The sequence below is a fragment of the Micromonospora sp. WMMD730 genome (genome assembly GCF_049178955.1).
GTDB lineage: Bacteria > Actinomycetota > Actinomycetes > Mycobacteriales > Micromonosporaceae > Micromonospora > Micromonospora wenchangensis.
In genome coordinates this window covers 7,501,009-7,521,468 of record NZ_JBMHML010000002.1, presented here as the reverse complement: position 1 = coordinate 7,521,468, position 20,460 = coordinate 7,501,009, and the positions used below count along the sequence as shown (strand labels likewise).

Sequence of the window (20,460 nt, the reverse complement as noted above, 5' to 3'; positions counted from 1 at the left end):
CTCGACGCCACCTCCCGGCGACCCGGCGGGGCGGCACGTCGCGCACCGCCGTCGTCACATAGACGCACGGTGTTACGTTGAAGCCGTCCACTGACGACGGTTGGGGGTACGCATGGCGGAGACTGCCGGGCGGGTGCTGCCGGTCTACCTGGTGGCGGACGAGTCCGTCTCCATGACACCGGTGGTGGGCGAGCTGAACGCCGGGCTCCAGTCGCTGCACGACGCCCTGCTGCGCGAGCCCCTCGCGGCGGCCAAGGTCAGGTTTTCGATCATCGGCTTCTCCGAGGACGTGATCGTCCACTCGGCCCTGTCCGACCTGCGCAACGAGACGGCGCTGCCGCAGTTGTCGGTACGCGCCGGGACCTCCTACGGTGCCGCGTTCAGTCTGCTGGTCGACCGGATCCCGGCCGACGTACGGGCCCTCAAGCGGGAGGGCTTCGCGGTGCACCGGCCGGCGGTGTTCTTCCTCAGCGACGGGCAGCCCACCGACCCGGGCCAGTGGGAGCCGGTCTACGCCGAGTTGACCGACCGGGAGCGCACCCCGACCGCACCGAACATCATCGCGTGCGGCATCGGTGAGGCGCGGGCCGAGACGATCCTGCACGTGGCGACCCGGCCGGAGTTCGCGTTCGTGGCCACGCCCGGGGTCGAGGTGGGCTTCGCGATCGCCGAGTTCTGCACCGCGCTGACCCGCAGCGTCATCAGGTCGGGGCAGGCCGTCGGGGGTGACACCGCGGAGCTGGTCGTGGAGCGGCCGGACAGCTTCCGGATGGCTGTGGACGTGGTGTGAGCTTCGACTGGGTGCCGCCGCTGATCGGGGTGCCGGGGCCGCAGGTGCCGTCCCGCGCCCCGCAGACGCAGCCGTACCGGCCGGACACCGTGGCCGACGGCTGGGCGGCGGCCGGTTTCGAGGTACGGGCGGCCTCGGTGCGCGGGCCCGGCCACCGGGCGTCCGGCGTACCCCGGCAGGATGACTTCGCGTTGGCCACGGCGGCCGGTTCGGTGATCGCGGTGGTGGCCGACGGGGTCTCCAACGCCCCGCTGTCCCACCTGGGCGCGACCATGGTGTGCCGGACGGTCGTCGACTACCTGCAACGCGCCGACGACCCCGTCGACTGGCACGACCTGCTGCGCTGCGCGGGCTGGGCGCTCGTCGAGTATGCCGGACGGCAACTGGGCGAGACCGATCCGCAGCGGGCCGAGTCGCTGTTGGCCAGCACCGTGGTCGTCGCTCTGGTCCGGCCGGACGGCCCCGGACGGGCGGTCGCCCACCTGGTCCGGGTCGGCGACTCGGCCGCCTGGCGGCTGCGCGACGGCGGGTGGGAGCCGCTGTTCACCGACCCGGCCGACCCGCAGGACGAACTGCTCCCGGACGGCGTCGCCGCCCTGCCCCGGGTGCCCGCCGAGGTCGGCCCGGTGACGGTGACGCTCACTGCGGACGACGTGCTGGTGCTGGCCACCGACGGCTTCGCCGAGCCGCTCGGGCACGGCACCGGGGACCTCGGGCGGCTGTTCGGCGACGCGCTGACCACGCCTCCCGCGATGACCCGACTCGCCTGGATGCTCGACTTCACCGGCGGGTCCTGGGACGACGACCGCACCGTGCTGGCCGTCTGGCCGGTGCCGCCCGAGCCGTCATGACCGGCCCGCTGCCACCCGAGGTGAGCCTGTCCGCCCTCGGCCCGCGTACCCGCATCGGCACCGGCGGTCAGGGCACCGTCTACGCCCTCACCGAGGACCCCCGGTGGGTCTACAAGGAGTACGCGACCCGGTTCGTCGACGACGTCGACGTCACCACGTTGAACCGCTTCGTCCGGCTCACCGCCGGGGCCGGCCCGGATGCGGAGACGCTGCTCGGTCTCGCCGCCTGGCCCACCGCGATCGTCCGCAAGGAGGGCGTGGTCCGTGGGTTCCTGATGCCACGGGTACCCGACCGGTTCCGGGTCCGCATCCAACTGCCGCGCGGACCGGACACCGTCCTGGCCCAGGTGCAGTACCTGTTGAACAGCGACGACTATCTGCTCGACCGGGGGCTGCACATCGACGACCGGATGCGCCTGGAACTGCTGCGGGACACCGGCGAGGCGTTGACCCTGCTGCACCGGCTCGGCGTCTGCGTCGGCGACCTGTCACCGAACAACCTGCTGTTCAGCCTCGACTCCCGGCCCCGGTGCTACTTCATCGACTGCGACGCGATGCGGCTGCACGGTGACTCGGTGCTGGCGCAGGCCGAGACCCCCGAGTGGCACGTGCCGGACGCGGACGCCGAGGAGCTGGCCACGCCCGCCACCGACGCGTACAAGTTCGGGCTGCTCGCGGTGCGCCTGTTCGCCGGTGACCAGCAGACCCGTGACCCGCAGGCGGCCCGGCCCCGACTCGACCGGCAGCTGGTCACCCTCGCCGGCCGGAGCCTGGACCCCGCCCCACACCTGCGGCCCGCCCCGCAGCAGTGGTCGGACGCGCTGGAGCGGAGCATCCGCCGCACCCCGCCGACGGCACCGCCGCAACGGGCCGCCACCGCCCCGAACGGCCCGGAGCCGACCCGCCCGGACCCGGTCCGCCGCGTCGTCCCCGCGTCCGCGATGGCCGTTGCCCGGCCGGCCGGCCGGGGTTGGGGTCTGGCCGTCGCGGCGCTGGCCGCGGTCGCGGTGCTGGCCGGCCTGCTCAGTGGCAACGACGACTCCCCGGGCAGGCCCTACCCGACCAGGCCGGTTCTCCCGACGGGACTGATCGGGCAGCCGTCCTATCCCCCGTTGCCGACGGGGATCCCGGGTCTGACCCGGCCCACCGGCGGTGCGGCCGGGGCGACCCGGTATCCCGGCCTGCCCCTGCGGACCGGGCTCGACCTGGAGAAGCTCCTTCCGCTGGCCAGGCCCTGTCTCTTCACCGACGTCAGGGTGGGCAGTGGTCTGAACCGGACGTCCGCCCGGACGAAGTCCTCGGTCACCGCCGTCCGTGGCTTCCTGTGCGGGATCAACACCGACTCGCCACGCCTGGACGACCGGAGCCGGACCCAGCTCGCCCGGGCCGCCACCCTGGCGAAGAACGGCCCGTTCCCCGTCGCGACGATCATCGGCATCCGCACCGCGACCGACGGCAACCCTCAGGTCAACGTGGTGTTCGACCCGGACGGTGCCGGCTCGTCGGCCGGCTGCTGGCGCTCCCGGCTGTCGCTCGTCACCGACGACGACGGGTACGGTGTCGGCTCGCTCTCCGCGCCGACCCGGTCGTACTGCCCGTGACCGCTGGCACCCTTGTGCAGCAGGTCGTTGACGGCGGCAGCGGTGGACGGCGGTAGCGGACGCCCCTGCTCGACCGGGAAACCCAGCTCGGCGACCAGGCCACGGTGCCGCAGGTCGACGGTCGCCTCCACGATGTCGGCGAACAGGCCCGCCGCCGACCGGGCCCGCCGCCAGGAGACGACACCGACGGTCACGCCGAGCACCACCGCCGGCCACCACCACGGGGTCAGCGCGAGACAGAGCACCGCCCAGCCGGCCCAGGCGACGGCCCGGTCGAGCCGGTCACGCGCCTGCATCACGTCGGTGCGCCCCTCGGGGGTGAGCAGCAGCCACAGGCGCGGCCAGATCAGGCCCAGGCGCAGGCCGTACTGCGCGGCCACCCGGTCGTCGGCGAGCCGGATCCGGTCGCCGATCCAGGTGGGCCGGGCCGGCAGGTACACCGCCGGAACCACCCGTGCCCGTGCGGTGAGCCGGCGCGCGGCGGCGGCCCGCCGACGGGCGGTCAACGCGGTCGCCAGCCGGCGGGCCGGGCCGGCCCAGGTGCCCAGCCAGACGTGGCGGACGACCCTGCCGGCCGCCTGGGCGCAGCCGGCGGCCGCCGCCGCGGCCGCGACGACGAGCGCCCCGACCACCAGGGCCAGGCCGACCCGCTCCCGCAGGTGGTCGACGGCGTCGGCGGCGGCGAGCGCCGCCCCGGGTACGTCGAAGACGGCATCACGCCCCGGTAGCACGGCGAAGGCGGCCACCGCGAGCCACAGCAGGGCCGGGCCGAGCGCCCGGGTCAGCCAGCGGTCGTTGATCCGCCGTCCGACCTCGCCCAGCAGCACCTCGATCATGGCTCGGACCGGTACGTCATCGCCGTGTCGGCGAGCGCGCAGTGCGGCACCCGTCCCCGGTCGTCCCGGTGGGCCCGGCGCGAGCAGCGGTGCAGCGGGCAGCGGTAGTCGCCGTCGAGCACCACCGGCGCGAGACCCTCCAGCCGGGCGCCCTCGGCGTGGTCCGACGGGCCGACGCCGATGCTGCGCTCGGTCTCGGTCCCGGTCGTCCAGCCGAGCTGCCGGCAGACCTCCACCACCGGCCTGCCGGCGGCCAGTTCGTCGAGGAGTTCGTCGAGCAGGTCGCTCCACGCCCCCGCCTCCGCACGTTCGCGCAGGGTCGGTACGGCGGCGCACAACGAGGCCAGCAGACGGCGTTGCTCCATGTACGACACTCCCGTCGGTTGACGCCCGAGCCGCCGTCGAATCTACTGAGCCGGTGCCAGCGTCCGAGCGGTCCATCGATGCGGTGGACGCGCTCATCGCCGCCTACAACGACAGTGGCGACGAGTCGCGGCTGGTCCGGGCCGAGGGCGTGGCGCGGGACCTGCTCGCGGCGGATCCGTCCCGGGTGGACGCGCTCGCCGCGCTCTCCACCGTGCTGATGCTGCGGGGCCGCACCTCGGACCCGAAGCAGCTCGACGCCGCGGTGGCCGCCGCCGGGAGGGCCACGGCGTTGACCCCACCTGACGATCCGTGGTGGGCGTACGTCAACGCCCAGCTCGCCATGGTCGTCGGCTTCCGGTTCGAACAGCGGCGCGAGGTGTCGGACCTGTCCTTGGCCAAGCGGCACGCGGACGTCGCGGTGGCCGCCGTCGGCGAGGACGATCCGCTGCGGATCGACGTGCTGCTCCGCTGCGCGAACGTGTACCGGCTCGGTTCCGAGAGGTTCGGCCAGGTGGCGGACATCGACACGGCCGTCCGGCTCAGCCGGGAGGTGCACCGGTCGACCGACCCGGACCACGTGCTCACCGCCCACCAGCTGCTGGCGCTCTGCCTGGTCACCCGGTTCGCCCGGACCGGCAGCCCGGGTGACCTCGACGAGGCGATCGCGCACTGCCGTCGCGGGCTGGCCACCATTCCCGCACGGCACATCGACCGGGCCGCCCTCAACGGTGTGCTGGCGATCGCGCTGATGCAACGCTGGGTGAACCTGGACGGCGACGACGACGCCGACCTGCGCGAGGCGGTCCAGGTCAGCCGGCAGGTCGTCGCCGACCTGCCGAGCATCGGCACGGTCCGCGCGCAACTGCTCGCCACCCACGGCGTCCTGCTGGTCATGCACGGCCTCAGCAGCAACTCGTCGGCGCACCTGGACGAGGCGATCCGCAGCTCCCGGGAGGCCGCCGACGCGCCGACGGCCGGCACCCAACGGGCCGGCCACCTGGTCAGCCTGGCCCACTCGCTGCTCGTGCGGGCCCGGATGAGCAGCGACCCGGCCGGGGTCAGCGACGCCGTCGACACCGGCATGGCCGCGCTGGCCGGATTCTCCCCCGGCCACCCGGACCGGGCGCGGGCCCTCAACGTGCTCGGCACGGCACTGCGGACGCGCTACCTGATCGGTCGGGACCCGGCCGACCTCGACGCCGCGGTCGGCATGTGGCGGTCGTCGGCGGCCTCCCGGGCAGGTGCCGTCGGGATCCGGATGACCGCGGCCCGCACCTGGGCGCAGACCGCCGCCGAGGCCGGTGACGCCGAGCTGGCCCTGGAGGCGTACGGCACCGCCGTGGGTCTGCTGCCGCTGCTCGCGTGGCGGGGGCTGGACCGTACCGTGCAGGAGAAACGGCTGGCCGCGGTGTCCGGCCTGGCCGGTGACGCGGCTGCCTGGGCCATCGCCGCCGGGCAGCCGCACCGCGCGGTGGAGCTGCTGGAGCAGGGCCGTCAGGTGCTGTGGTCGCAGGCCCTGCAGACCCGCAGCGACCTGTCCGCGCTGGCCACGGTCGCGCCCGCGCTCGCCGGGGAACTCGACCGGACCCGTCGGGAGCTGGACGGAACCGGGGCGTCCCCGGTCGTCGAGCTGCCGGCCCGTCCCGGCTGGGAGCTGGGCCGCGACCTGCTGGCCGGTGCGCTGGATGGACCGCACCACGCGGGGACCGAGGACGCCGGTCACCGTCGCCGGTTGGCGGAACGCTGGGAGCAGCTCGCGGCCGAGGCCCGCCGCCTGCCGGGCTTCGAGAACTTCCTGCACCCGCCGTCGTTCGCCGCCCTCCAGCCGGCCTGCGCGGGCGGGGCGGCGGTGCTGGTCAACACGTCCCGTTGGCGCAGCGACGCGATCATCGTCACCGCCGACGGGGTACGCGCCGTGCCGTTGCCGTGGCTGTCCCACGACACCGCGCAGCGTCTGGCCGTGGCGTTCCTCGATGTGCAGCGGGCGGTGGAGGAGGGCGGCGGGCCGGTCGAGCGGGCCGCGCTGCGCCAGACGCTGGTGTCCCTGCAACGGTGGCTCTGGGACACCGTCGGCGAGTCCGTCTGCGCGGCCCTCGACGACATCCTCGGTGGCGGTCCGGACCGGCGGCACCGGGTGTGGTGGTGCCCGACCGGGCCGTTGACGATGCTGCCGCTGCACGCCGCCGGCCGGTTCGGCGCGAGCGCCCCGCTCGCCGCGAGACGCCGGATCTCGGTCGCCGCCCGCTGCGTGTCGTCCTACACCCCGAGCCTGTCAGCGCTGCTGCGCGCCCGCGCCACCCCGACGCCGGACGGGGCGCCGCAGGCGTTCGCGGTGGGGCTCGGCACCCTGCCCGGCCAGGCGCCGCTGCCCGCGGTCAGCGACGAGCTGCGCGCGGTCAGCTCGCACGTGCCCGGCCTGCGGGTGTTCTCCGGCCGCAGCGCCACCGTCGAGGGCGTGCTGACCGCGCTCGAGCAGCACAGTTGGGCGCATTTCGCCTGCCACGGCGACCAGGACTTCAAGCGGCCCAGCGCCGCCGCCCTCCGCCTGGTCGACGGCAAGCTCAGCGTCCTGAAGCTGGCCGGCCGGCTCGCCACCCGTAGCAGGTCGGCCGGCGGTTGCGACCTGGCCTACCTGTCCGCGTGCCGCACCGCGGCCGGTGGTCGGGACCTGCCCGACGAGGGCATCCACCTCACCGCGGCGTTGCAGATGGCCGGCTTCCGGCACGTCATCGGCAGCCAGTGGGCGGTCTCCGACCGGGTGGCGGCCCAGGTCGCCGACGACGTCTACGCCGGGCTGAAGGCGGGGGGCCGCCTGGACGCCGACGGTGCGGCCGTCGCGCTGGACCGGGCCATCGACCGGGTACGGCGTGCGCACCCGGACCGTCCGGAGGTGTGGGCGGCGCTGATCCACACCGGTCCGTAGCAGTCCCGGGCCGGCCGGTCACCCCGGCCCGTCGGGATGGCCGATGCCGGGGAGCCGGACCGTGACCGTGAGACCTCCGTCGGGGCGGGCGACGAGGTCGAGGGTTCCGGCGTGGGCGCGGACGATGCTGTGCACGATGGCCAGGCCGAGTCCGAAGCCGGCGTGTTCGTCGGTGCGGACCCGTTCCGTGCCGCGCTGGAACGGCTCGGTGAAGGTCGGCACCAGCTCGGGCGGGAGCCGGCGACCGGTGTTCTCGATCCGCAGCATGCAGTTGTCGCCGGACGCCCCGGTGTGGACCGTCACGGTGCCGCCGGTGGGCAGGTTGTGGACGACGGCGTTCTGCACGAGGTTCGTCACCATCCGCAGCAGGAGTTCGGCGGAGCCGCTGGTCCGGGCCGCCCCGCCGGTGACCTCCAGGGTGGTCCGACGTCGTTCGGCGAGGTGGAGCAGCGTCTCGGCGGCCTCCTCGGCGAGCAGGGACAGGTCGACGTCGGCACGGGTGAAGGTGCCCCGGTCGCCGTGGCCGAGCAGCAGCAGCGCCTCGGTGAGGTCGATCGCCCGCTGGTTGACGGTGTGCAGCCGGTCGAGGAGTTCGGCCGGCCCGGCGTCGGGGTCCCGGCGGGCGACGTCGAGGAGGGTACGGGAGATCGCCAGCGGGGTACGCAGTTCGTGCGAGGCGTTCGCGGCGAACCGCTGCTGCTCGGCGACGTGGGATTCGAGTCGTTCGAGCATCGAGTCGAACGCGTCGGAGAGTTCCCGGAACTCGTCCCGGCGGCCCTCCAGCCGGACCCGGTGGGACAGCGACCCGGCCGCCGCCACCCGGGTGGCGTGGGTGATGCGGGTCAGCGGCGCGAGCATCCGGCCGGCCAGGACCCAGCCGCCCAGCAGGCCGAAGACCAGCAGGATCGCCAGCACCTGGACCGCTCTCGGGGCGAAGGCGCGCAGCAGGTCGAAGCGGTCCGGCACGAACATGGTGGGAGCGGGCAGCGGGGAGCTGTCGGGTGCCGGCGTGGGCAGCCGGGGGGCGTCGATCACCTCGGGCACGTACCGCAGCAGGAACACCCACACGGTGCCGAGGAGCAGACCGCCGGCCAGCATGACGAACCCGGCGTAGCTGAGGGTCAGTTTGAGCCGGACGCTCAGGCCGGGCGCCCTAGCCACGGCCGTCTCCCGGGTGTCCGGTGTCGATGCGGTAGCCGACGCCGGGCACGGTGGCGATGATCCACGGCTCGCCGAGCCGTTTACGCAGGGTGGAGACGGTGATCCGGACGGCGTTGGTGAACGGGTTGGCGTTGACGTCCCAGGCCCGTTCCAGCAGTTCCTCGGCGCTGACGACCCCGCCCTCGGCGGCGACGAGGACCTCCAGCACGGCGAACTGCTTGCGGGTCAGCGCGACGTGGCGTCCGTCGCGGAAGACCTCCCGGCGGAACGGGTCGACCCGCAGGCCGGCGGTCTCGCGGACCGGGGGTCGGGCGTGCCCGCGCCTGCGGTCGAGCGCCCTGATCCGGAGCACGAGTTCCCGCAGGTCGAACGGTTTGGTCAGGTAGTCGTCGGCGCCGAGTTGGAAGCCGGACGCCTTGTCGTCGATCCGGTCGGCGGCGGTGAGCATGAGGATCGGCATGCCGCTGCCGGAGGCGACGACCTGTCGGGCGACCTCGTTGCCGGAGGGGCCGGGGATGTCGCGGTCGAGGATCGCCAGGTCGTAGTGGTTGAGGGCGAGCAGTTCCAGAGCCGTGTCGCCGTCGGGGGCGATGTCGGCGGCGATCGCCTCCAGCCGCAGGCCGTCCCGGACGGCCTCGGCCAGGAACGGCTCGTCCTCCACGATCAGTACGCGCACGTCGGCAGCCTATGGTCGGCGGGCAGCGGCACCGGGGTGCTCATGCCGGCCCCGGGTCGGCCGCTGCCGGCGCGGGACGGGGCGGCACCCTGCCCGGGGTACGCCACCACCGGCGTGAGGCGAGTGCGGCCAGCCCGGCACCGACGGTGTTGACCAGCACGTCGTCCACCGACGACACCCGGTCCAGCCACAGGACGTACTGTGCGGTCTCGATCAGGACCGAGCAGCCGGCACCGAGCGCCAGGGCCCGCGGCACCGACGCCAGCGCCGGGAACCGGATCGGGGCGAAGAATCCCAGCGCCGCGAGGACCAGCAGGTTGCCGCCGATCCCGATCGGCCCCATGGTGACCAGGTCCCGTAGCGGCACCAGGCTCACCCGGCCGGGGGCGACGCCCGGCGCGGCCCCCGGCATCAGGGTCATCCACACGAACGGCACCGTCCCGTAGACCATGCCCACCTCGGCCAGCGACCTGCGCCACGCCGAGGTGACGCCGGCGGCCCGCCGCAGCCGTGCCAGCGCCCACACCAGCAGGGCCGCCACCGGCAGGCCAACCAGGGTCATGAGCACCACCCCGTTGAACGTGTCGTAGCAGCCGTGCCACCGCCCGGCCAGGCACGTCGGGGCGGACATCAGCAGTGGCCGCCGTACGGTGAACGTCGCGCCCGCCAGCCCGAGGACAGCCAGGCCGGCGAGCACGGCGGTGCGGGTCGGAAGGTCCCGCCGGAGCACTCAGCCACCGCCGCCGGGCTGGCCGACCGGTGCTCCGGTGACGGCCTCGGCCTCCCGCAGACAGATGTCCAGCATGGGTACGCCGTCGGTGTTGGCGAGGATGACGCCGACCCACCCGGTGTCCGGGTAGATGCTCCAGTTCGCGCCGATGCCGCCGGCCCCGCCGCCCCGGCCGATCACCCACTGGCCGTTGACGATGCTCACCGGCATCGTGTACCCCTCGTACGCCGTGGGCACCGGGCCCGGGAGCTTGGCCCCGGCGAACAGGTCGGCGTACGGCCGGTCGAGCACCGTGCCGTCGCGCAGCGCCTCGGCGAACCGGACCAGGTCCGGTGCGGTGGCGAAGCCGTCGCCCGAGGCGTACCCGATGAAGGCCCGGCCCGGGTTGCGGCCCGGGATGTTCGGGTCGAGGCTGCCCCTGTCCAGGTTGCGGACGGCGTCGACCAGGCTGCCGTCGGCCTGCCGCAGGTACGGGTGCGCGATGTGCCCGTCGGTGAGCCACTGGTCCCTGGTGTAGAACGCCGAGCCGGTCATCCGGCAGCGCCCGAACACGTGCTCGTGCACGTAGTCCCAGAACGTCGTGCCGGACACGGCCTCCACGACCTGCGCGGCCATGGCCAGGCCGACGCCCCCACCGGGAAGGTGGCCGTTGGACCCGGTGCCGGGCACCCCCGTCAGCGTCGCCTGCCGGACCCACTGCTGGTGGTACCCGTGCACCTCCGCCCGGCTGTGGAAGACGCGTTGCCAGTCCGGCATCGGGGCGTCCAGGCCGGAGGTGTTGGTGAGCAGGTGGTGGATGGTCACCTGCTCGGCGATCGGAGCGGCGAGCCCGGTCAGGTAGGTGCCCACCGGGTCGGCCAGCCCCACCCTGCCCTGCTGCACCAACTGGAGGACGGCCACCGACAGGAAGGGCTGGCTGCCCGAGGAGAGGTTGAAGGCGGTGCCCTCGTGGTTGCGGACCTGCCGCTCCCGGTCGGCCATGCCGTAGCTGCGGGACAGCACCGTCCGGCCCCGGTGGGACAGCAGCACCACGCCCGAGAATCTGCCCTCGGCGGCCAGCCGGGCCACGTACCGGTCGTAGGCCCCGCCTGGCCGGGTGTCCGGCAGGGCCCGGTCGCGCCCGGACGAGCCACGCCGGGCCGGCCCGGCGTGGCCGGTGCCGGCAGCCGTCAACGGCGCACCCGCCACCAACCCGACGGCGGCCATGCCACCCCAGGTGACCAGCCGCCGCCGGTCGACACCCCGTACGGGATCCGCGTTCATGGTCACGCTCCCTGCCCGGTCGGCGGTTCGTGCGTTGACGGTGGTGTGCTCCAACTCATGGCCGTAGTCAAGACGCCGGCACGTTGCACGGGCGTATGCGTTTTCCGGTACGTCCGCGATACGGCGTACCGCCGGCCGACCGGTCTGCGGCCGGTGTGGCGGTGTTGACCGGCCCCTTACTGCTTTACTAGGGTGCTAGTAAAGCAGTAAGGGGCTCCCGTGTTCGTCTTCCGGCTCGACACCCACTCCGGCGTGCCGCCGTACCTGCAACTCGTGCAGCAGGTCCGCCAGGCGGTGCTGCTGGGCTTCCTCCGGCCCGGCGACCGCCTCCCGCTCATCCGCGAGGTGGTCGAGCACCTGGCGATCAACCCGAACACCGTCGCCAAGGCGTACCGGCAGATGGAGCAGGAGAACCTGGTCACCGGCCGACCCGGCCAGGGCACGTTCGTCAACGAGCAGCAGTCGGCGGTGATACCACCGGCGACGTACACCTCACTGCGGCGCGGCCTGGCGACCTGGCTGCGGCGCGCCTACGCCGCCGGCCTCGACGAGCAGGCGGTCACCGCGCTCTTCACCTCCGTCCACCAGCAGACGCGGAACGAGGACGTGGCGTGACGGACACCGGGATCGCGCTGCGCACCGACGGGGTGGGCAAGCGTTACCGCAAGGGCTGGGCGCTGCGCGACTGCACCCTGACCCTGCCGGCGGGCGGCGTGACCGCCCTGGTCGGGCCGAACGGCGCGGGCAAGACCACCCTGCTGCGCCTGGTCGTCGGGTTGCTGGCACCGAGCACCGGGACGGTGGAGGTGCTCGGCCACGACGTCACCGCCAGCACCCCGCAGACGCTGTCCCGGGTCGGGTTCCTGGCCCAGGACCACCCGCTGTACAAGCGCTTCACCGTCGCCGAGCTGCTCCGCTTCGGCCGGGCCTGCAACCTGCGGTTCGACCAGGGGCTGGCCGAACGCCGGCTGGCGAAGCTGGGCATCCCGCTCGACCGGAAGGCCGGTGCGCTCTCCGGCGGGCAGCAGGCCCAGGTGGCGTTGGCGCTGGCCCTGGCGAAGCGGCCGGACCTGCTCGTCCTCGACGAACCGGTGGCCAGCCTCGACCCGCTGGCCCGGCACGAGTTCCTCCAGGTCCTCATGGGCGCGGTGGCCGAGGGCGGGGTGAGCATCCTGTTCTCCTCCCACGTCGTGCACGAGCTGGAACGCGTCTGCGACCACCTGGTCGTGCTCAACCACGGCCGGGTCACGCTCACCGGCGACATCGACACCCTCCTCGCCGAGCACCGGCTGCTCGTCGGCCCACGCACGGCCGCCGACGTGGACCGGGCCGACACCGTCGTGCAGGCCGTCCACAGCGACCGGCACACCACCCTGCTGGTACGCGACGGCGCGCTCCCCACCGCGCCCGGGTGGCAGGCCCAGCCGGTCGCGTTGGAGGACCTGGTGCTGGCGTACCTGCGCCGGCCGTCCGGGGCGGGCACGGCGACCGCCCCGGGGGTGCCGGCATGACCTGGTTGATCTGGCGGCAGCACCGGACCGAGGTCTGCGTGCTGGGCCTGCTCGTCGGCATGTTCGGCATCGCCCTGCTCGTGTTCGGGACGCAGGCGCACGACCTGTTCCCCGGCGGTCCCGCCCGGTGCGCGGGGCAGGCCGGCTTCGACGGGGCCTGCACGGCCTCCTTCCGCCGGCTCGACGAGGGGTACGGGGACGTCGAGAACCTGCTCGCGGCCTTCTACCTGGTCCCCGTCGTCATCGGCGCGTTCCTCGGCGCGCCGCTGCTCGCCCGCGAACTGGAGGACGGCACCTGGCAGCTCGCCTGGACGCAGGCCGTGCCGCAGATGCGCTGGCTGGCGGCCAAGCTCGTGGCACTGGCCGGCGTCACCGTCGCGCTCACCGGCACGTTCACCGCGGTCCTCACCTGGTTCCGGCAGCCGTTCGACGCGTGGGAAGGGCGGTTCCAGTACGACGCGTTCGACCTGGAGGGGGTCGTTCCCGTCGCGTACGCACTGTTCGCGTTCGCCGTCGCCACCGCCGCCGGGGCGATCCTGCGGCGCAGCCTGCCCGCGTTCGGCGTCGCGTTCGGGGCGTTCCTCGCCGCCCGGATGTCGGTGGCGCTGGTGGCCCGCCCCGCGTACGCCACCCCGCTCACCGCCATGCAGCCGGTCCCCGTCGGCGGCACCGGGCACCGACCCGGGCCCGGCGTCGCCGACTGGACGATCGAACAGGGCTACGCCGACGCGACCGGGCGCAGGCTCAGCTCGACCGAGTACCACGAGCTTGAGGACGCGGCCGACCGGGCCGGCACCAACCTCAACCAGTTCCTGCACGCCCGGGGCGTCCAGCAGTTCGGGGTCTACCACCCGGCCGACCGGTTCTGGACGTTCCAGTTCATCGAGGCGGCCCTGTTCGTCGCCGTCGCGGCAGCCCTGGTCGCTGTGGTGGTGTGGCGGGTACGACGCCGCATGATCTAGGCGAACGACGCCCCTTCCTGATCCGGTCACAGGAGTGCGGTGGTGACCTCGGCCGCCCGGGCGATGAGGGCGTCGTCGTAGCTGGCGTCCTTCGTGTCGCGGGTGGACAGCACCGCGAGGACGATCGGCGCACGGTCCGGGGGCCAGAGCACCGCGATGTCGTTGCGGGTGCCGTAGCCGCCGGCACCGGTCTTGTCGCCGACGATCCAGCCGTCGGGGACACCGGCGCGGATCAGTTCGTCGCCTGTGGTGTTGCCCCGCAGCCAGCCGGTGAGCACGTCGCGGTCCGCCGTTTCGAGGGCGTCGCCGACGACGTACGCCCGCAGGTCCCGGGCCAGGACCCGGGGGGTGCTGGTGTCGCGGCGGTCACCCGGCTTCGCCTCGTTGAGCGCGGTCTCGGAGCGGACCGGCTCGGTGATCCCGTCACCGAGCTCGCGCAGCTTCTGCCTGAACCCGGGCGGCCCGCCGAGGCGACGCAGCAGGAGGTTGGCGGCGGTATTGTCGCTGTGGCGCACGGCCGCGTCAGCGATCGCCCGCAGTGTCATGCCGTTGGCGACGTGCTTTTCCGTGATCGGTGAGTAGGTCACCAGGTCGTCCGCCGAATACCGCACCACCCGGTCCAGTTCGGCGTCGGTGGTCCCGTCGAGGATCTCGGCGGCGGCCAGGGCCTTGAACGTCGAGCAGTACGCGAACCGCTCGTCGGCCCGGTATTCCACCGTGCGGCCGGTGCCCGTGTCGATCGCGTAGACCCCCAGCCGTGCGTCGAACCTCTCCTCGAGCTGCCGGAATGCGTGGTTCCGGTCGGCCGTGGACGGCGGGGCGGTCGTCACCGCGCCGTCGCGTACCGGCCGGCTGTCGGGTCCGGCCGTGCCGCACGCGCTCAGGGACACCGCTGCCACCACGGCGGCGAGACTGCGTGTCGCGGGGATCATGCCTGCTCCAGGTCATTCGCGGGGTCGGGTGACGGCATCGCACGGCGAGGCCACTGTACGGCCGGGCATGCTGGTCCGGTGCGCGGATGGTGGTCGGGCACCGCTGGTTAACCTGGGGCCATGCCGGTCGGGGCGCACGACGTCGAAGTCTTCGAGGGTGCCAGGGCGCGGTTGGAGGCGATCGCGTACCGCCTGCTGGGGTCGTCGAGCGACGCCGAGGACGCGGTGCAGGACACGTTCCTGCGCTGGCAGTCCGCCGACCGGGGCCTGATCGCGACGCCCGAGGCATGGCTGACCAGGGTGCTCACCAACCTCTGCCTCAACCGGCTCACCTCGGCGCGGGCGCGGCGTGAGACGTACGTGGGTCAGTGGCTGCCCGAACCGGTTTTCGCCGGTGACCCGATGCTCGGCCCGTCCGACACCGTGGAGCAGCGGGAATCGGTGTCGATGGCGGTGCTCACCCTGATGGAGCGGCTCTCCGCCAGGGAACGCGTCGTCTACGTCCTGCGCGAGGCGTTCGGATACTCCCACGCCGAGATCGCCGAGGTCCTCGACGTCACCGAGGCCAACTGTCAGCAGATCTTCCGGCGGGCCAGGCACCATGTGGCCGATGACCGGCGTCGGGTGGCGGTCGACGCCGCAGCGGCCCGCCGGATCGCCGAGGAGTTCCTCGCCGCGGCGCTCAGCGGCAGGACGGAATCGCTCGTGCAGATGCTGACCGACGACGCGGTCAGCATGGGCGACGGCGGTGGTGTGATCTTCTCGGTGCCCCGACCGGTCGTCGGTGGCCTGCGGGTGGCGAGGTTCCTCCGCACGCTGTTCACGCCCAGCGAGACCACCTGGGAGACGATCGGTGGTCGCCCCGAGGTGTTCGCCGAGCTCGCCAACGGCGTACCCGGGCTCGTGCTGGTGGTCGACGACCGGGTCGTCGGGATCGTCGCGCTGGATGTGACCACCGACGGCATCGCCGGCATCCACGCGCAGGTGAATCCCGCGAAGCTCCGACGGGCGACCCGTCGCTGGGCCACGTCCGAGCACGGTGCGCCGCTGACCGGCGCCTGGTGACCCGGGTCACGCCCCTCGACTGTCAGGTTTCCCGCCGCCGTCCGGTTCAGGAGGCGACACCGACCGGACAGGAGCGAAACCATGAAGCACCGCATCGTCGTCCTCGGAGCCGGATACGCCGGCGCCAACGCCGCCGCGCGCCTGGACAGGCGGCTGCACCCCGCCGACACCGAGATCCTCCTGATCAACGCGGACGCCGAGTTCGTCGAGCGGGTCCGCATGCACCAGCTGGCGACCGGTCAGGACCTCAGGCCCCGCCGGCTGGTCGACGTCTTCGCCGGCACGGGCGTGCAGGTACTGATCGCGAAGGTCGACGCCGTCGACGTCGAGCGCAGGACGGTCACCGTCGTCGACGCCGGCGGCCCCCGGCAGATCGCCTACGACCAACTCGTGTACGCCCTCGGCAGCACCGCCACCGACCGCGCGGTTCCCGGCGTCACCGAGCACGCCTGTCACGTCACGGGCAAGCAGTACGCGTTGCAGCTGCGTAGCCGCCTGGCTGACCTCACCGCCGGCGCGACCGTCCTGGTCGTCGGTGGTGGCCTCACCGGCATCGAGACCGTCACCGAGATCGCCGAGGCCCGGCCCGACCTCAGGGCGTCGCTCGCCGCACGGGCCGGCCTCGGCGACTGGCTGAGCGACAAGGCCCGCAACCACCTGCGCAGGGCCGTCGACCGGCTCGGCATCACCGTGTACGAGCACGCCGACGTCACCGCCGTCGAGCCGGCCGGCGTCGTCACCGGCGACGGCCGGATGATCCCGGCCGACGTGACCGTCTGGACCGCCGGATTCGGCGTCCACCCCATCGCCGCGGCCACCACCCTGAGCGTCTGCGCGACCGGGCAGATCGTCGTCGACGACACCATGCGGTCGGTCTCCCACCCCGACGTGTACGCCGTGGGTGACGCCGCCTTCGCACCGGGCGTGACCGGCACGCCGCTGCGGATGTCCTGCGCTTCGGGGGTTCCCTCCGCACATCTGGCAGCCGACGTGATCGCCGCGCGGCTGACCGGTGACCGGATCCCTGCGAACAGGATCGGCTACGCCGGGCAGTGCGTCAGCCTCGGCCGCCGGGACGCGCTCGTGCAGTGGGTGACCCCGGACGACCGACCCAAGCCGTCGGCGCTGACCGGCAGGACGGCCGCGCGCTTCAAGGAACTGATCTGCAGGATCGCGGCCTGGAGCATGTCCCACCCGACCGGGATGCTGCCGACCCGCCGTCGCCGCGTGCTCCCCACCGCCGCGTCCCGTACGCGGACGCGCGGCTGAACGGAGCGCCCACCCGTGTCGCCGCGCGATCCGCCCCGCCGGAGTCACCTGACGACCGTGCCGGGCTCCTGACGGTACAGCCAGCGCTACCTCGGTCGGCCCGCCACCTGGATTGCTGGCGGGGATTCCCAAAAATATGGTTTCCAGGCGCGGAAGAAATCAACGAAAAAATGGGAGTCCGGCGATGGCGGTTAATAGTGCACGACTCGATTTCGTGCCGACGGTGGACAGAGCGACGCCGGCGGCGGCGGTGCGGGTCCAGCAGTTGCGCAAGGTCTATGGCGGGGATCGGCACGCGGTAACCGCGCTCGCCGGTGTCGACGCGACCTTCCAGCGGGGGACGTTCACCGCGGTAATGGGGCCGTCCGGCTCGGGCAAGAGCACGTTGCTGCAGACCGCGGCGGGGCTGGACCGCCCGACCAGCGGCCTGGTGTGGGTCGGGGAAACGGAACTGTCGAAGCTGTCGGAGACAAAGCTGACCAAGCTGCGACGGTCGGAGATCGGGTTCGTCTTTCAGGCTTTCAACCTCGTCGGAGCATTGACGGTGCAGGAGAACATCACGCTGCCGTTGCGGTTGTCCGGAAAGCGGGCGGACCCCCTCTGGATTCAGCAGATCGTCGAGCGGGTCGGGCTCACCGAGCGGTTGTCCCACCGCCCTTCGGAACTGTCCGGCGGGCAGCAGCAACGCGTCGCGATCGCCCGGGCACTGGCCACCCGACCGGAGGTCATCTTCTGTGACGAACCGACCGGCGCGCTGGACACCCAGACCGCCGGCGAGGTGCTGGCCCTGCTGCGCTCGGTGGTCGACGAGGCGGGACAGACGGTCATCATGGTGACGCACGACCCGGTGGCGGCGTCCTACGCCGACCGGGTGATGGTGCTGGCCGACGGGCGCATCGTGCAGGACATGCCGCAGCCGGGCGCGGCGCGGATCGCCGAGCACCTCGCGACGCTCGGGCGTCGCCCGCAGCAGACGCAGGAGGGCTGACCCGTGCTGAAACTGGCCGGACAGATGCTGCGTCACCGCAAGGGCAGCGCGGTCGCCACCCTCCTGGCGATGACCGCCGGAGTGCTGATTCTGATGTCGCTGGGCGTCCTCGTGGAGTCCGGCCTGCGCTTCACCGCCGCCCCCCAGCGTTACGCGGCCGCCGACGTCGTCGTCGCCAACCGCGACATCACGCTCACCTCCACCATGCTCGGCGAAACGGAAACGAACACCGTCGTGCTGCCCGAGGGCGGAACCGTCCCGGCCTCGATGGTCGACCGGATCCGGCAACTGCCGGGGGTGGCCACCGTCGTCGCCGACCGGACGGTGCCGGCGATCCTGCCGAACGGCACCGCCACCGGTCACGGCTGGAGCAGCACCGCCATCACCCCGTACCAGTTGACCAAGGGTGCCCGACCCACCCGCGACACCGAGGTCGCGCTGGACGAACGGCTGGCCGCTTCGGTCGCTCCCGGCGACGAGGTGCCGGTCCTGGTGAACGGCAGCGCGCGGACGTACCGGGTCAGCGGTTTCGTCCGCCACGCGGGTCCCCGGCCCGACCCGCACGCACCACCCGCGGTGTTCTTCACCGACGCGCACGCGACGGTCATCCACCCACGGCTGGGACAGGTCGACGCGGTGGCCGTCCTGGCCGAACCCGGTGCCGCTGCGGCCGTGGTGGCCGACGTGCGCCGGCTGGCCGCCGAGGCCGGCGTCAAGGCCTACGCCGGCGACGAACGGGGGCTGCTGGAGCAGTCCGCGGACCAGGCGGCCTCCCTCATGCTGGTCCAGCTGGGCAGCGTGTTCGGCGGCTATGTGGCGCTGCTGGTCATGTTCGTGGTGGCGGGCACCATCGGTCTCGCGGTCCGGCACCGCCGCCGTGACCTCGCCCTGCTGCGCGCCGTCGCCGCCACCCCCGGCCAGGTCGCCCGCCTGGTCCTCGCCGAGGTGGGACTGCTCAGCCTGTTGTCGGTCGTCATCGGTGTGCCCGTCGGTTGGCTCGCCAGCCGCTGGCTGCACCAGGAGCTGGTGGACCGGGCTTTCATCCCGGACACCTTCCCGGTTCGCGGTGGCGGCTGGGCGGCGATCGCCGTGGCGGTGGCGACGGTCACGGTGGCGACCGGTGCCGCGTTGCTCGCGGCGCGCCGGACGGTGCGGATCCGCCCGACGGAGGCGCTCGGTGAGATCGCCGTGGAATCCGGCCGCAACGGTGTCCTTCGCCTGATCTTCGGCTTCGCCGCCCTGGCCGGCGGCTTCGTCCTGATCGCCCTCACCGGTGCGGCGAAGGGGACCGCCGCCCTCGGGCCCGCGATGGGTCTGCTGTGCCTGTTCGTCCTCGCGGTCGCTCTGCTCGGGCCGTGGGTCAACCGGGCGGCCGCCCGTCTGCTCGCCCCGGTGCTGCGGCGGGTGTGGGGTGACAGCGGTTACCTCGCCGCGGCGAATCTGCGCGCCAACGCCCAGGGCATGGTCACGGTGCTGACCGCACTGGTGCTGTCCGTCGGCTTCGGTGGCTCGATCTGGTTCCTCCAGGACAACCTGGACAAGCAGATCGTCGCCGAGAACCGTGGTGGGATGCTGGCCCAGCAGACAGTGGTTTCCGCCACCGGACTGCCCGACTCCATGCTGGCGCAGATCCGCGACATCCCCGGTGTGCTCGCGGCGACCGGCGTCCGGAACACCTCGATCATCCCGGACGGAGCCGCCGAGGGCGCGGATGCGCAGGCGATCGACCCGCAGGGCGTCGACCTCACCATGGACCTCAAGGTCCGCAGCGGGAGCCTGGCGGACCTGCGCGGGTCGGCCATGGCAGCGTCGACGCTGCAGGCCGGGTCGAGGGGCTGGCGGGTGGGCGACCAGGTCACGGTGCGGCTCGGCGACGGTACACCCGCCGACCTGCGCGTCGTGGCGATCTACGACCGGGGCTTCGCGTTCGGCGACGTCACCGTCGTCAAGGACGTCGTCGCCGGGCACACCGCCGTCGCCGGCTACGAGCGGATCCTGGTACGCACCGAGCCCGGCAGGGATGTCTCCGCCGCGCTGGGCGAGGTCATCGGCCAGTACCCCGGCAGCTCGGTGACGACCACGGCCGACGTCAGCGGTCAGCTCGCCGACGACCTCGCGCTGAGCGCCTGGCTCAACAAGCTCCTGATCGGCATCATGGTCGGCTACGCCGCTCTCGCCGCGGCGAACACCATGGTCATGGCCGCCCTCGCCCGGGGCCGCGAGCTGGCCCTGCTGCGCCTGGTCGGTGTCACCGGCAAGCAGGTCAAGCGGATGGTCCACGCGGAACAGACCGGCCTGCTCGGTGTCTCGCTGCTCATCGGCGGAGCCATCGCCGCCGTCACCCTGGTGTCGATCGTGCACACGCTCACCGGCCAGCTGGTGCCCTACGTGCCACCGCTGGGATGGGTGTCCATCATCGGCGGCACGACGCTGCTGGCGCTGTTCACCACGATCCTGCCGGTTGCCCGGCTGCTCCGCGTCCCGCCGGTCGCCGGCATCGGCATCAAGGAGTAGTCAGCCACGGATCGGCCGAACA

17 protein-coding genes are annotated in these 20,460 nt (G+C 73.3%); 11 read left to right on the top strand and 6 right to left on the bottom strand.

Features of this window, described 5'->3' with window-relative positions; translation table 11 throughout:
- Nucleotides 1-112: 112 nt before the first annotated feature.
- Genes ACN265_RS32430 through ACN265_RS32420 form a run of 3 tightly spaced genes read left to right on the top strand, consistent with a single transcriptional unit; the run spans nucleotide 113 to nucleotide 3,242 of the window.
- The gene (locus tag ACN265_RS32430) at nucleotides 113-790 is read left to right on the top strand and encodes a vWA domain-containing protein (protein WP_357924500.1); all 678 of its coding nucleotides are present in this window, start codon (nucleotides 113-115) and stop codon (nucleotides 788-790) included.
- The gene (locus tag ACN265_RS32425) at nucleotides 787-1,641 is read left to right on the top strand and encodes a protein phosphatase 2C domain-containing protein (protein WP_421411205.1); all 855 of its coding nucleotides are present in this window, start codon (nucleotides 787-789) and stop codon (nucleotides 1,639-1,641) included. Before ACN265_RS32430 ends, ACN265_RS32425 begins: the two co-directional genes overlap by 4 nt.
- Nucleotides 1,638-3,242 carry a hypothetical protein gene (locus ACN265_RS32420; RefSeq protein ID WP_421411203.1) on the top strand — a complete coding sequence of 535 codons (1,605 nt, stop codon included), beginning with the start codon at nucleotides 1,638-1,640 and terminating at the stop codon, nucleotides 3,240-3,242. The genes ACN265_RS32425 and ACN265_RS32420 overlap by 4 nt, the downstream gene beginning before the upstream one ends.
- 832 nt (nucleotides 3,243-4,074) lie before the next feature.
- On the opposite strand, the gene ACN265_RS32415 is transcribed toward ACN265_RS32420, so the two are convergent.
- A complete protein-coding gene (locus tag ACN265_RS32415) occupies nucleotides 4,075-4,443 on the bottom strand; it encodes a hypothetical protein (RefSeq protein WP_204925372.1) in 369 nt (122 codons plus the stop codon).
- 53 nt (nucleotides 4,444-4,496) lie between these two features.
- Here ACN265_RS32415 and ACN265_RS32410 point away from each other — a divergent pair, with 53 nt between their 5' ends.
- Nucleotides 4,497-7,367 (top strand): CHAT domain-containing protein, encoded by a 2,871-nt coding sequence (locus ACN265_RS32410; protein WP_421411201.1) that lies wholly within the window; start codon nucleotides 4,497-4,499, stop codon nucleotides 7,365-7,367.
- Between the two features lie 18 nt (nucleotides 7,368-7,385).
- On the opposite strand, the gene ACN265_RS32405 is transcribed toward ACN265_RS32410, so the two are convergent.
- From ACN265_RS32405 to ACN265_RS32390, 4 genes are read right to left on the bottom strand one after another with little or no spacing between them, the layout of a single operon-like run.
- A complete protein-coding gene (locus ACN265_RS32405; protein WP_420119649.1) occupies nucleotides 7,386-8,528 on the bottom strand; it encodes a sensor histidine kinase in 1,143 nt (380 codons plus the stop codon).
- Nucleotides 8,521-9,204 (bottom strand): response regulator transcription factor, encoded by a 684-nt coding sequence (locus ACN265_RS32400; RefSeq protein WP_421411198.1) that lies wholly within the window; start codon nucleotides 9,202-9,204, stop codon nucleotides 8,521-8,523. The genes ACN265_RS32405 and ACN265_RS32400 overlap by 8 nt, the downstream gene beginning before the upstream one ends.
- A gap of 40 nt (nucleotides 9,205-9,244) precedes the next feature.
- Nucleotides 9,245-9,934 carry a VanZ family protein gene (locus ACN265_RS32395; protein WP_421411197.1) on the bottom strand — a complete coding sequence of 230 codons (690 nt, stop codon included), beginning with the start codon at nucleotides 9,932-9,934 and terminating at the stop codon, nucleotides 9,245-9,247.
- Complete coding sequence (locus ACN265_RS32390; protein WP_421411195.1) at nucleotides 9,935-11,197, bottom strand: serine hydrolase domain-containing protein; 1,263 nt, start codon at nucleotides 11,195-11,197, stop codon at nucleotides 9,935-9,937.
- 219 nt (nucleotides 11,198-11,416) lie between these two features.
- Between ACN265_RS32390 and ACN265_RS32385 the strand changes: the two genes are divergently transcribed.
- The 3 genes from ACN265_RS32385 to ACN265_RS32375 are packed head-to-tail and all read left to right on the top strand — an operon-like array spanning nucleotide 11,417 to nucleotide 13,670.
- Nucleotides 11,417-11,812, top strand: coding sequence for a GntR family transcriptional regulator (locus tag ACN265_RS32385; RefSeq protein ID WP_204925376.1), 396 nt, complete (start codon nucleotides 11,417-11,419; stop codon nucleotides 11,810-11,812).
- On the top strand, nucleotides 11,809-12,708 hold the full coding sequence (locus ACN265_RS32380) for an ABC transporter ATP-binding protein (RefSeq protein WP_421411193.1): 900 nt from the start codon (nucleotides 11,809-11,811) through the stop codon (nucleotides 12,706-12,708). Before ACN265_RS32385 ends, ACN265_RS32380 begins: the two co-directional genes overlap by 4 nt.
- On the top strand, nucleotides 12,705-13,670 hold the full coding sequence (locus tag ACN265_RS32375) for an ABC transporter permease subunit (protein WP_421411191.1): 966 nt from the start codon (nucleotides 12,705-12,707) through the stop codon (nucleotides 13,668-13,670). Before ACN265_RS32380 ends, ACN265_RS32375 begins: the two co-directional genes overlap by 4 nt.
- 26 nt (nucleotides 13,671-13,696) lie before the next feature.
- Here ACN265_RS32375 and bla read toward each other — a convergent pair whose 3' ends face one another.
- The gene (gene bla, locus ACN265_RS32370) at nucleotides 13,697-14,602 is read right to left on the bottom strand and encodes a class A beta-lactamase (protein WP_420119644.1); all 906 of its coding nucleotides are present in this window, start codon (nucleotides 14,600-14,602) and stop codon (nucleotides 13,697-13,699) included.
- Nucleotides 14,603-14,722: 120 nt separating this feature from the next.
- Between bla and sigJ the strand changes: the two genes are divergently transcribed.
- The 4 genes from sigJ (at nucleotide 14,723) to ACN265_RS32350 (ending at nucleotide 20,438) form a co-directional block, all read left to right on the top strand.
- On the top strand, nucleotides 14,723-15,667 hold the full coding sequence (gene sigJ / locus ACN265_RS32365; RefSeq protein ID WP_420119643.1) for an RNA polymerase sigma factor SigJ: 945 nt from the start codon (nucleotides 14,723-14,725) through the stop codon (nucleotides 15,665-15,667).
- 81 nt (nucleotides 15,668-15,748) lie between these two features.
- Nucleotides 15,749-16,936, top strand: coding sequence for an NAD(P)/FAD-dependent oxidoreductase (locus ACN265_RS32360; protein ID WP_421411188.1), 1,188 nt, complete (start codon nucleotides 15,749-15,751; stop codon nucleotides 16,934-16,936).
- 214 nt (nucleotides 16,937-17,150) lie between these two features.
- A complete protein-coding gene (locus ACN265_RS32355; protein WP_421411186.1) occupies nucleotides 17,151-17,924 on the top strand; it encodes an ABC transporter ATP-binding protein in 774 nt (257 codons plus the stop codon).
- Nucleotides 17,925-17,927: 3 nt separating this feature from the next.
- On the top strand, nucleotides 17,928-20,438 hold the full coding sequence (locus ACN265_RS32350) for an ABC transporter permease (RefSeq protein WP_421411184.1): 2,511 nt from the start codon (nucleotides 17,928-17,930) through the stop codon (nucleotides 20,436-20,438).
- Nucleotides 20,439-20,460: the final 22 nt, after the last annotated feature.